Genomic DNA, 12,025 nt, shown 5'->3' on the forward strand with positions numbered 1-12,025 from the left:
GAGGCCGCAGACGTTATCACAAGCAGGTTCAAATCAGACTAATCCCTTAGTCAGATTTAGCAGGTATTGCCCATAGCCGGTCTTTTTCAACGGCTCTGCAAGTGCACGAAGTTGTTTCTCATCGATAAAGCCTCTGCGGAATGCAATCTCTTCAGGACAAGACACTTTCAACCCCTGCCGCTCTTCGATAGTGGCGATGAAGTTACTCGCTTCAATCATGCTCTGGTGCGTCCCAGTATCCAACCATGCATAACCGCGTCGCATCATCGCAACGGATAATCTTCCCTGCTGCATATAAAGCCGGTTGATATCGGTAATTTCCAGTTCGCCCCGCGCAGAAGGGCTTAAGCTCTTCGCCATCTCAATGACATCGTTGTCGTAAAAATAGAGGCCCGTTATGGCGTAGTTACTTTTCGGATGCTGAGGTTTTTCTTCAAGACCTATCGCTGTACCCTCTTTGTCGAACTCAACCACGCCGTAACGTTCTGGATCGCTGACGTGATAGGCAAATACGGTCGCTCCATCTTCCTGGCTGGCGGCGCCCTCAAGCAATCGGGGGAGATCGTGACCATAAAAAATATTATCCCCTAAAACTAGCGCACAGTTGTCCTCACCGATAAACTCTTCACCAAGGATGAACGCCTGAGCTAAACCGTCAGGGCTTGGCTGTATCTTATACTGGAGGCGCAGCCCCCACTGACTGCCATCACCCAGAAGTTGCTCAAAGCGAGAGGTATCCTGCGGTGTGCTGATGATAAGAATATCTTTAATACCTGCGAGCATCAGCGTTGAAAGCGGATAGTAGATCATCGGCTTGTCATAAATGGGCAACAGCTGCTTACTCACCGCCATTGTTACGGGATAAAGTCGAGTGCCCGAACCGCCCGCCAGGATAATACCTTTACGCTTCGTCATTACCTGCGTTCTCCATAATTCTGTTCAATCCAGCTCTTATAGGCACCACTTTTAACATTAGAAACCCATTCTGAATTATTTAAATACCATTCGACCGTTTTACGTATACCGCTCTCAAAGGTTTCCTTGGGCGTCCAGCCCAGATCATGACTAATTTTATGCGCATCGATAGCATAACGGCGGTCGTGGCCAGGACGGTCTGCGACATAGGTTATCTGTTCGCGATATGATTTTTCCTTCGGAACAATTTCATCCAGCAAATCGCAAATGGTGTGTACAACCTCAATATTTTTCTTCTCGTTGTGACCACCGATATTATACGTTTCGCCGGGTTTGCCTGTTGTCAGAACGGTATAAAGCGCACGGGCGTGATCTTCCACATACAGCCAGTCACGAATTTGATCGCCCTTCCCGTAAATCGGTAACGGCTTGTTCTCAATGGCATTAAGAATGACAAGCGGGATAAGTTTTTCCGGGAAGTGGAAAGGCCCATAATTGTTTGAGCAGTTAGTTACTATTGCCGGCAGGCCGTAAGTACGGACCCACGCCCGGACTAAATGATCGCTGGACGCTTTGGATGCGGAATACGGGCTACTCGGTGCGTATGACGTTGTTTCTGTGAAGAGCGGTAACGGCGTGGAAACAGCTTGCTCATCCGGATGAGGTAAATCACCATAAACTTCATCAGTCGATATATGATGAAAACGAAATGCTGCTTTTGCCGCATTATCCAGTGATGACCAGTAAGCGCGGCAGGTTTCCAGCAGGACGTAAGTACCGACAATATTGGTTTCAATGAACGCCGCAGGCCCGGTAATTGAACGATCGACATGGCTTTCTGCCGCCAGATGCATTACTGCATCGGGTTGGTGAGCAGCAAAAATACGCTCCATTGCATTTTTGTCGCAAATGTCAGCATGCTCAAAAACATAACGGTCGCTATCGCTTACCTCACGCAAGGATTCCAGGTTACCGGCATAGGTCAGTTTATCAACGTTAACAACGCTATCCCGTGTATTGCTAATAATATGTCGGATGACAGCAGAGCCGATAAAACCGGCACCACCAGTAACAAGAATTTTCACGCAATCTATTCCATTAAAAGTGAGTGGATTGGGCGGGACAAAAAAGCCCGGTATCGCTACCGGGCTTAGTGAAATGGCTAAACCGAGATCGGATTAATCAAGCCATTCGGTGTGGAACACACCTTCTTTGTCGGTACGTTTATAGGTGTGCGCACCGAAGTAGTCACGCTGAGCCTGAATCAGGTTGGCAGGCAGAACGGCAGCACGGTAGCTGTCGTAGTACGCCACCGCAGCAGAGAAGGTTGGAACTGGAATACCGTTCTGTACAGCGTAAGCAACGACGTCACGCAGCGCCTGTTGATATTCGTCCGCGATTTTCTTGAAGTACGGAGCCAGCAGCAGGTTCGCAATGCCCGCATTTTCTGCGTAGGCATCGGTGATTTTCTGCAGGAACTGCGCGCGAATGATGCAGCCAGCGCGGAAGATTTTCGCGATTTCGCCGTAGTTCAGGTCCCAGTTGTTTTCGTCAGAAGCGGCACGCAACTGAGAGAAGCCCTGCGCGTAAGAAACGATTTTACCCAGGTACAGTGCGCGACGCACTTTCTCAACGAACTCAGCTTTGTCGCCTGCTGGCTTGGCCTGCGGGCCAGACAGCACTTTGGATGCCGCAACGCGTTGCTCTTTCAGAGAAGAGATGTAGCGAGCGAATACGGATTCAGTAATCAGAGACAGCGGTTCGCCCAGATCCAGAGAGCTCTGGCTAGTCCATTTGCCGGTACCTTTGTTTGCTGCTTCATCCAGAATCACATCAACCAGGTATTTACCCTCTTCATCTTTCTTGGTGAAGATATCTTTGGTGATGTCGATCAGGTAGCTGTTCAGCTCGCCTTTGTTCCACTCGCTAAAAGTCTCAGCAAGCTCCTCGTTGGAGAGGTTCAGGCCGCCTTTTAGCAGGGAATACGCTTCAGCAATGAGTTGCATGTCGCCGTATTCGATGCCGTTGTGAACCATCTTCACATAATGGCCTGCACCGTCTGCACCGATATAGGTTACGCACGGCTCACCATCTTCAGCAACGGCTGCAATTTTGGTCAGGATAGGTGCGACCAGCTCGTACGCTTCTTTCTGACCACCAGGCATGATGGATGGGCCTTTCAGAGCGCCTTCCTCACCACCGGACACACCGGTACCGATGAAGTTGAAGCCTTCGGCAGACAGTTCACGGTTACGACGGATAGTGTCCTGGAAGAAGGTATTGCCGCCATCAATGATGATGTCGCCTTTATCCAGATAAGGTTTCAGGGAGTCGATTGCTGCATCTGTACCTGCGCCCGCTTTCACCATTAACAGGATACGACGAGGCGTTTCCAGGGACTCAACGAACTCTTTAACCGTATAGAAAGGAACCAGTTTCTTGCCTGGGTTTTCGGCAATCACTTCTTCAGTTTTTTCACGGGAGCGGTTGAAAACGGAGACGGTATAACCACGGCTTTCGATGTTGAGCGCCAGGTTGCGCCCCATCACTGCCATACCGACAACGCCGATCTGTTGCTTGGACATTACATACTCCTGTCAGGTGTGGATACCCCGCCGTAACGGAGTCGGCGGGTAAAGTGAAGAACATGTTAACTCAGGATAGAGGCCAGAAGGTAGCAATAGATGTCTTCTTGAGAATGAACTTAATGGGTATAAAACCCTATTATTGATGCATTAATATGCACCATCACGATGAAGAACGACTTTCACTGTTTTGAACAAAATTGCGATGTCATTCCAAAGCGACCAGTTCTTGACATACCAAGAATCAAAGTAGACGCGCGTATCGTAATCTACATCGTTACGACCACTTACCTGCCATAAACCCGTCATACCGGGCTTCGCCATCAGGTAATAGTCGACGTTATCATCATAGCGAGGCAGCTCTTCCGAGATAATGGGACGTGGCCCCACCAGGCTCATTTGTCCTTTAAGAACATTAAATAACTGAGGCAGTTCATCCAGGCTCGTTTTCCGGATAAAGCGACCTACTGAAGTGATTCGAGGATCATTTTTTAACTTAAAATCACGATCCCACTCTTCACGAGCGGCAGGATCTGAATCGAGAAGTTTTTGCAGGACTTCCTGGGAATTCATCACCATCGAACGGAACTTGTAGCATGGAAACAGTTTGCCATGCCTACCGACGCGCATATGCCCGTAGATTGCCGGTCCACCGTCGCGAGTGACCTTGTACCAAAGGTAAATAAGCAGTGGCGACGATATCAGGATGATCAGTGAGGAACAAACGATATCGAACGTGCGCTTCAGGAAGCGAGAGGTACGTTTTGCCAGATTATTATGGATCCGTAACAGCATCACTTCATGGCTGAAGATGAATGACATATCGGTATTGTATAGCGGCAGCCCGCGCAGAGAAGGAATGACCGTCACCGATCGACAATCCTTCTTCGACAGTTCTCGCAGCCAATTCATCGTTTTATCGCTGTTTTCCATTTCAAAGGCAACGATGAAATGGATATCACCGGTTTTCTTCATCTCCCAAAGAATATTAGGATCGCGCAGAACGGGCAGCCCCTGCAGCACCGGTTCTGTTGATTCCTCGTCGAAAAATGCGACGACATCAAAACCTAACATTTCTTCGCTCTGTAAAGCGAAATAAGCCTCTACAGCATTACTCCCGCTTCCAATGATGATCGTTTTTTTCTTCCAGATACCAAGACGATTCAGAAGATGTTTGGTCATAGCTCTGAAGAATGGCAGCAAGATTAATGCAAAGGTCCAGCAAAAAACCCACACATATCGTGAAAATTGCCATTTAGAAAAGGCCACAAGGGCCAGATCAAAGACGGCAAAAATAACAATTGTGCGGATGATTTCCTTCAACTCAAACCAGAATGGTTTGCGATAAGAATAGTGCCGCAACCGAACCCAGAACCATCCCACGCAGATCACGCTTAAAACGACGTGGGAGATGATACGCATCTCCAGCTGATTGTCCGGGATAAACCGATACAGATCGTTAAAGATCCAGTACACACAACCGATGGAAAGCGCGAGAGAGATATTAAAAAAAATAAAATCCGAGGCTGCCAGAAAAACCTTGCATAGCAACGGGTTATATTTATTCAAAAAATTATCCGTATCCATGACAACACCTGAAATTAACGAGGATTAATATTAAATACAGGCATTGGCTCCTGATTTCTTTGGCATTCGAGATATTTTTTGGCAACGTCAATGGCTTCGCGAATAGTAACGTCCATATCCAGATAGCGATATGTGCCAAGGCGTCCAACAAACGTGGTATTGCTTAGCGCCTGAGCTTTATCCAGGTAACGGTTGAGCAGCTCTTTTTCCTTTACCATGCGAATTGGGTAATAAGGAACGTCGTTTTCAGTGCACAAACGGCTGAACTCACGGTAGCACGTGGTATTTTCGTGAGATTCCCACGGAGAAAAATGCTTATGCTCGGTGATACGTGTATAAGGAACGTCTTCTTCACAGTAGTTAATAACCGCCGTCCCTTGATAGTCGCCTTCAGCAGAGAATTTTTCGAAATCCAGGGTACGATAGCCGAGACGCCCTTCGCTAAAGTTAAAGTATCCATCAAGTGCACCAGACCAAAATACGTGCTGGTAGGCATTGCTTTCATCCGCAGAAAACTCAGTATCGGTTCTCACCTCGATCAGTTCATGGTCGAGAATTTTTGCGACCATATCGGTATAGCCTTCTTTAGGCATACCCTGATATTTGTGGTTGAAGTAGTTATCATTGTAGTTAAAACGCAATGGGAGGCGTTTCAGAATGCTTGCCGGTAATTCAGTCGGTTCAACGCCCCACTGCTTACGCGTATAACCCCGGAAGAATGCTTCATAAAGCTCCCGGCCGATCATACTTATTGCCTGTTCTTCGAAGTTCTGCGGGTCAACAATAGATTTATCCGCTTTTGATTCGATGAAGGCTCGAGCTTCATCCGGACGCAGCGTTTTATTGAAGAACTGGTTGATAGTGTGCAGGTTAACAGGCAGCAGATAAACGTTGCCTTTGTAGACAGCTTTTACACGGTTGGTGTAAGGCATAAATTCTGAATAATCATTTACGAAATCCCAAACTTCTTTATCATCCGTGTGGAAGATATGAGGGCCGTAAACATGTAACATTACATTCGTCTGCGGATCACGTTCTGAATGGCAGTTACCTGCAATATGTGAGCGCTTATCAAAAACAACGGATGATATTCCTTGCTCAGCTAACAGCCTGGCGATAACGGCCCCAGAGATACCTGCTCCAACAATAGCGACTGTCATTTTGTTCCCCAAAAATGTCGTTTTAATAATCCAATACCTTTCAAAACCAAGTTCTCACCATCAATATTGACCACCGGCATATATTTGATGCTCAGCCGATCGCGCTGATGATAAAGCCATACGTTGAAAAGTCTTTCTGCCATAAAGCCAAATACGCGTTTTTGGTACGCATCATAATTTTGGTAATCTATTTTTTGTTCCAGTGCAAACAGCAGCGGGAAGAGCCAGGCAAAATACTCGTCAATCAATGATTTTTTACAAACGAACATATTGTAAAGACTGATTTTGGTTCCACCCATGACATGGTCGAAATCGGCGACATAATCAGGCTGCTGCAAAATAATTTCGTCACGAAGTTGAGTATAGTCGGACTCATGATGAGCGTGGATATAATGGCTTTTAATACTGGTGATGAAATAGTTGCGTGGCTTTGCTACCAGAATATCAGCACTTTTGAGCATATCCGCCATCTCTTCTGGAGACGCAATACGCTTGCCCTTTACCGTCAGGTTGCTCGTGGAAGAGGCAAAATAACGACGATAGTGTGCAAGGCCGACAACCTCTTCCTGAACGTTTTTCCAAATCCAGTATGCTGCGGTAAGTTCGCAGAATGATGGATTCAGGTGGGTGATGTTGTCGCTTACACAATCTTGCTCGTAACTCGAAGAAATGTCATCACTCGACATACCAACTTTAAGAGGCACATATTCCCGAGTGATTGGGAATTCATAAGGCTTATGAGACACTACAAATACTTTCATTTATTACCTTTAACATAATCACTGCCAGAGAAATTGGCCGACCCGCCTTTTTATTTACTAATAATTTTGTACAGCATCTTGAAACAGAAAAAACCGATCTTATTCATTTTTAAAAGTGCAAAACAAATTTTGTCTGGACGGTTAGCATCACATTGCAATATTGTAGAAAGTGAATATCGATTAAATTTTGTGTAAATAACCTCTTGATTTTTATTTAATATAAGTGAAGAACTATCTGCTTTAGATGTTTTATATAAAGTAATCAATGCACTTCTCGATAAGTGAGCAACACAAGCATAAAGACTGGGTCGATATTCATTGAACCCTTCGACTCTTTCCTCAAGAAGCGAGAGCGCACTTACTAACTCCATATTTCTTAGTACATTAAAATTGGTCAACGAATCTTTTCTAATGCGGTAATGATAGAGCACTTCATTGATTCTTAGAACTTTTACAGCCCTAGCATTCAGCAGAGGAATCGTTACAGAATCCTCATAAATAATACCTTCTGGAAAAAGATTATCTCTATATAGTTCTCGCCGCACAATTCTTATCCAGGGGTAGTTGTGCAGAGCATAAAGCGTTTTTTTCGGAACATATTCAAACGAAGAAAAATCAACTTCATGATTATTTAATACTTCAACACCTGTACCATCAAGAAATTTCTCATAGCGGTAAATAATTGTGTCAACATTATGAAAATTTTTGATTGAAAAGTCTATATATTTAAAAAATACTGGGGAAATTATGTCATCCGGATCTAAACATGAAATAAATTTTCCTGAGGCATGACAAATACCGTGATTCCTTGCAGTTGATACGCCACCATTTACCTTATCTAAAACAATTACTCGCGGGTCATCCTCAGCAAACAGTTTGAGTATCTCAGCTGACGAATCAGTAGAACCATCGTTAATAAAAATTATTTCGCAAGACAATGTGCAAAGCTTGAAAGGCGAAAAAAAATCCCTAAGATAAGCAGACACATTATAGACGGGTATGATAAAAGAAATATCAGGCATTGGTTCCATAAGCTCTGTTTTTTGTATGTGCGACCAAGGCAAAAATCAAAGGCAGCAGTAAAAGAATGATTTTCCATTCAAACAAAAGATATACTCTACCCATTAATATGAACTGAATAGCGATATTGAATACCTTCATCGCTATAAATAACAAGATATAATCTCTATTTCTTAGCGTATAAACTGTGAACCAAAGTGCCAGTGCGAGGAAAACTGCCAGTATCGCGCATACTAGTATAGAAAAAAATGGTCCAAAAAATAGTAATATGTTTGCAGGAAATGCCATCGTCAAAGCAATTCCCGCTTCTTGGTAAACATTGAATAATTGCTGAGGCATTACCAACCCCATCAGATATAACATGCCTGTATTTTCAGGCTGAACTCCAATACCGAAAAAGTTACCAGTAATATTCAACATATCAATTTCAGCATTCTTCGCACTTTCTGTCAACGACCACCAAAGCTGGCTTTGCGCGGCAATACGTGTTTTCAGGGATTCAAATGCGAGCGAACTATCTCCAGAAAGTGAGAAATAGCTAGTCCATACCAGAATAATAAAAATAATGGCCAGAATTGAGAAAAATAATATAGTTTTAAATGAAAACAATTTTTTGCTGATTGTTTTGTTAGATGCGATAAGAAAACATACGCTGAAGAAAAGAAGCATCTGGAAGATTCCCGTGAATTTTTCCCCAACAAGAATTTGTGAGATTAAACCAAGAAGAAATACTCCCAGAATATTTTTACTCTTAGTTCTTGCATAAATACAACCAAGAATAAAAACTGACTGTTCCACAAACAATCGCATAAGATTGCCCCAAGCTGGAGCAACGTTATTCCAGTAATAAAATCTGTCCTGGCCGTAGTCGCTTGGTCTACCGAACTTGATGAAGAAAAATATCACGACAAAAGTGGCCAGTAGCACTAATACTGGATATATTCTTTCTATAATTGCATTCAAAAAAAATGATGTATTTAAATTAACCATTATACGATCATTCATGAAAACAAAAACATTCGAGGCAATCAAAAGGGTTATTACTGCTAAGCTAAGATTAATAGCAGTTGCACCATTTACCGTAGACATTTCCCCAAGTTCAGGTAAAAACACACCAGTCTCAAGAATCAAACCGCTTATGGCTGTTGTTAAGATCGACCACAAGAAGAAACTACTAATGATAAAAAAAGATTCTTTTTTCATTAAAAGCAAAAAAAGAACTACTATATAACCCAGTACGATGACCAGATTAAATATCTCTGAACCATGGAAGATATAGCTTGCTATGAACAAACATATCCAGCACCACAACATTAACATTTAGTGGCCCTTTAATGTGTGCATTATTTGTGAGCTAATTTTTTCAACAAACTCATTAGCTGGGGATTTTGCATAATTTATTGTTAGTGGGAAACAAAGCGAATCATAAGCACCGACAAACCTGATATTGTATTCGCTGTAATTCGCAGATTGGTTCTGATCAATATGCTGAACGGCATTTATAATATCATGGTATCCTTTGCATTGATGGACAAGAGGGTGCCCCATATAAAATACATCACCAAAAACTGCAACTGGCTTATTCATCAGTACAGCTTCATAGCCTACCGTACTAGTTAATGTGAATACCCCTAGTGATTTTTTTATCAATTCTTTCGAATTCAGTTTCGGATTGGCAAGTTTAACGTTAGGCAGTTTAAGGATTTTCTTATAGAACTCTAACCCTTCATATCCCGTAGCAGATATATGATCTTTTACCACCAAAGATTTGCCATGCGGGAGACTGAAAGCTAAATTACGAATAAGATTATATTCATCATAAAATTTTGCAAGTATAGACGTTGATGATTCTGGATGATAGTGTAATGGATATAGGTAGAAGGCTTGCGATGTAAGATCTTCGCTAAATAAATTCTTTATTTTTTTTACACAAAACCATCGTTTCACTTCTCTGAAATTCATGTGGAAGCTTTTTAATAAAGGATTTCCCACTTGGAACAAAACATTTTTGCCGACAATAGTTTGTCTGATAGTTTCTGTAATGAAAGTAAAATCTCGTTTCTTTAAAATTTTATTCAGAAAATTAACGGAAGAAAGACCGTTATTTTTCATATAATCAGGTTGGATATATTGAATGTTATCAATATATTCACTTAACTCAGCTTTTTTTTCCTGACTGAGTTCAGGCATTGTATCTGTCAACTTAAATATTTCTTGAGATAAACTGTCATCCAGAGAAGAAAATAAAGACTTACCAGGCAAACGACTCGCTGTTAAGCCTAAATACTGAACGCCGAATTTTTTAGCGACTTCATTTGCAGTATATGCCAATCCATTTGAAACGTTTTCATAAAAAATAAAATCAAATTTTTGCTGACTAAAAACACTTTCAAAAAAGCAGTATAAATCCTTAGAGACGTGCCCCCAAAAATTGCTATCACTAGATTTAATTGAATGATAATAGTTATCACGATCATAATCAGAATGTATATTCCACTTGTCATATTGAGCCATTAATTCAGTGTGTTTATCTGCTTTGGAATATTCTTCAAAGCAAATAATTTCGCACTGAACTTCATGAAGCTTATATTTTCTTATGGAAAAATAGCTATCGGTAACAATGGTAATATCGAAATTTTTATTTTTTAATTCAATCGCCAGCTTTTTAAATACCGGGGAGAAAATTGCATTATTAATTAAGATGACGCCCTTCACCATTGAACTCCTTTTTAAAAGTTTTATATTTAGCCATCAGGATAAATAGATTAGAACCAATCAAACCTATTAATATTGCAAGCATACCACTATCAGGAAGTAGCTTAACACCGCCGAATGAAGTTATTACAAATAATAGCAACGCCATTGCATTGATACAAATGATGGATATATCTTTCTTCATCGAATACAACACATAGTGATATGGCATTGACATATTTAAAAAAGATGTTGCAATGACAATTAAAATGTACCATGAGAAATGGTCAGCATATTCAACTTTACCTGTCAATTTAATTATTAGATAAGTAGCTGGGATAGATAATGCAAAAAAGATACAATTATACAAGAAGATTTTCCGCTTGAATATTACAAATGCTTTTTTCGCACCCACCCAATCATTAGCTTGAACGGCTTTAACTAGAGAAGGGTAATATCTTGTCACGACTAAAACATCAATAATTGCCTGAACGGCGGCCGCTATTCCAAAAAAGAATACATACACCCCTAAATTGGGCGACGAAATAAAATGAACAGCAATAACTTTGTCAAGATAGTTTATTACCCGAAGACATATCGTACCTAGAAAAAAAAGAAATGATGTTTTTATACCTCGTTTCAACCATTGAATGTCAATTTTAAAATCATAAAATGATATCGATTCAAATTTTGCGATAAAGATAACACCGATAACTACGGATATTCCAGAAAAGACAAGCCATAAATAAAATATTTGTTCTAACTTTATAAATTGGAAATACAGCAATGGCACACACAAATAACACCATATTCCTGAACGAATAAATAATATAAAATTAGCAAGCGTAATTTTTTCTTTAATAATTAGTATACGATAACATTCTTGGGAAAGATGTTCAGTGATTGTTAAAACAAATAGCAATCCGCCGACTCCAGTTATTGCGGATAAAGTCAACAATCCAGGCCAAACTGCTGCAAGTAGTAAATAACTAAAAACAAAAAAAACAAACTGATTAAAAAGTATCTCACCTGTTTTTTTCTTAACTTTTGGATCTAACATCTCTCGAGTTGAAAAAATATAGAAATCCAGTCCAACAAAATAAAGTGAGATGACTATTATACTAACATATAACCCGTAATCGCCAACATCTTTAACTGTTAAGAATCTGGCAATAGCCATCATCAGCAAAAATTTACCACCAAGCGCAGCGATTCGTAAAGACAAATCAAATAGATATGTTGGAAATTTTATTTTCAATAACATTACACCATCCTAAGAACTCTTAACCGTCCCTGGTTAATA

Annotated in this window: 10 protein-coding genes; all 10 read right to left on the reverse strand. The window is 41.3% G+C overall.

Annotation, left to right across the window (positions count from 1 at the left end):
- Positions 1–33: 33 nt before the first annotated feature.
- Complete coding sequence (gene rfbA / locus N2K86_RS14185; RefSeq protein ID WP_260659014.1) at positions 34–915, reverse strand: glucose-1-phosphate thymidylyltransferase RfbA; 882 nt, start codon at positions 913–915, stop codon at positions 34–36.
- A complete protein-coding gene (rfbB, locus tag N2K86_RS14190; protein ID WP_260659015.1) occupies positions 915–2,000 on the reverse strand; it encodes a dTDP-glucose 4,6-dehydratase in 1,086 nt (361 codons plus the stop codon). The genes rfbA and rfbB overlap by 1 nt, the downstream gene beginning before the upstream one ends.
- 93 nt (positions 2,001–2,093) lie before the next feature.
- Positions 2,094–3,500: an NADP-dependent phosphogluconate dehydrogenase gene (gndA, locus tag N2K86_RS14195; protein WP_047625678.1), complete on the reverse strand. Its 1,407-nt coding sequence runs from the start codon at positions 3,498–3,500 to the stop codon at positions 2,094–2,096.
- Positions 3,501–3,650: 150 nt separating this feature from the next.
- The gene (locus N2K86_RS14200) at positions 3,651–5,087 is read right to left on the reverse strand and encodes an undecaprenyl-phosphate galactose phosphotransferase (protein WP_260659016.1); all 1,437 of its coding nucleotides are present in this window, start codon (positions 5,085–5,087) and stop codon (positions 3,651–3,653) included.
- Positions 5,088–5,101: 14 nt separating this feature from the next.
- A complete protein-coding gene (gene glf, locus N2K86_RS14205; RefSeq protein ID WP_260659017.1) occupies positions 5,102–6,247 on the reverse strand; it encodes a UDP-galactopyranose mutase in 1,146 nt (381 codons plus the stop codon).
- The gene (locus N2K86_RS14210; protein WP_260659018.1) at positions 6,244–7,008 is read right to left on the reverse strand and encodes a DUF4422 domain-containing protein; all 765 of its coding nucleotides are present in this window, start codon (positions 7,006–7,008) and stop codon (positions 6,244–6,246) included. The genes glf and N2K86_RS14210 overlap by 4 nt, the downstream gene beginning before the upstream one ends.
- A 50-nt stretch (positions 7,009–7,058) precedes the next feature.
- Positions 7,059–8,030, reverse strand: coding sequence for a glycosyltransferase family 2 protein (locus N2K86_RS14215; RefSeq protein WP_260659019.1), 972 nt, complete (start codon positions 8,028–8,030; stop codon positions 7,059–7,061).
- Complete coding sequence (locus N2K86_RS14220; protein WP_260659020.1) at positions 8,023–9,348, reverse strand: DUF6418 domain-containing protein; 1,326 nt, start codon at positions 9,346–9,348, stop codon at positions 8,023–8,025. The genes N2K86_RS14215 and N2K86_RS14220 overlap by 8 nt, the downstream gene beginning before the upstream one ends.
- Positions 9,349–10,746 carry a capsular polysaccharide export protein, LipB/KpsS family gene (locus tag N2K86_RS14225; protein WP_260659021.1) on the reverse strand — a complete coding sequence of 466 codons (1,398 nt, stop codon included), beginning with the start codon at positions 10,744–10,746 and terminating at the stop codon, positions 9,349–9,351.
- Complete coding sequence (locus tag N2K86_RS14230) at positions 10,721–11,986, reverse strand: lipopolysaccharide biosynthesis protein (protein ID WP_260659022.1); 1,266 nt, start codon at positions 11,984–11,986, stop codon at positions 10,721–10,723. Before N2K86_RS14230 ends, N2K86_RS14225 begins: the two co-directional genes overlap by 26 nt.
- Positions 11,987–12,025: the final 39 nt, after the last annotated feature.

Origin of the sequence: Enterobacter mori, assembly GCF_025244905.1 — a bacterium.
Classification (GTDB): Bacteria; Pseudomonadota; Gammaproteobacteria; order Enterobacterales; family Enterobacteriaceae; genus Enterobacter; species Enterobacter mori_A.

What these genes read in the sequence shown, in the direction of transcription:
- rfbA (WP_260659014.1), bottom strand. Translation starts at nt 915, where the DNA reads ATGACGAAGCGTAAAGGTATTATCCTGGCGGGCGGTTCGGGCACTCGA.
- gndA (WP_047625678.1), bottom strand. Translation starts at nt 3,500, where the DNA reads ATGTCCAAGCAACAGATCGGCGTTGTCGGTATGGCAGTGATGGGGCGC.
- N2K86_RS14200 (WP_260659016.1), bottom strand. Translation starts at nt 5,087, where the DNA reads ATGGATACGGATAATTTTTTGAATAAATATAACCCGTTGCTATGCAAG.
- glf (WP_260659017.1), bottom strand. Translation starts at nt 6,247, where the DNA reads ATGACAGTCGCTATTGTTGGAGCAGGTATCTCTGGGGCCGTTATCGCC.
- N2K86_RS14210 (WP_260659018.1), bottom strand. Translation starts at nt 7,008, where the DNA reads ATGAAAGTATTTGTAGTGTCTCATAAGCCTTATGAATTCCCAATCACT.
- N2K86_RS14215 (WP_260659019.1), bottom strand. Translation starts at nt 8,030, where the DNA reads ATGCCTGATATTTCTTTTATCATACCCGTCTATAATGTGTCTGCTTAT.
- N2K86_RS14220 (WP_260659020.1), bottom strand. Translation starts at nt 9,348, where the DNA reads ATGTTAATGTTGTGGTGCTGGATATGTTTGTTCATAGCAAGCTATATC.
- N2K86_RS14225 (WP_260659021.1), bottom strand. Translation starts at nt 10,746, where the DNA reads ATGGTGAAGGGCGTCATCTTAATTAATAATGCAATTTTCTCCCCGGTA.
- N2K86_RS14230 (WP_260659022.1), bottom strand. Translation starts at nt 11,986, where the DNA reads ATGTTATTGAAAATAAAATTTCCAACATATCTATTTGATTTGTCTTTA.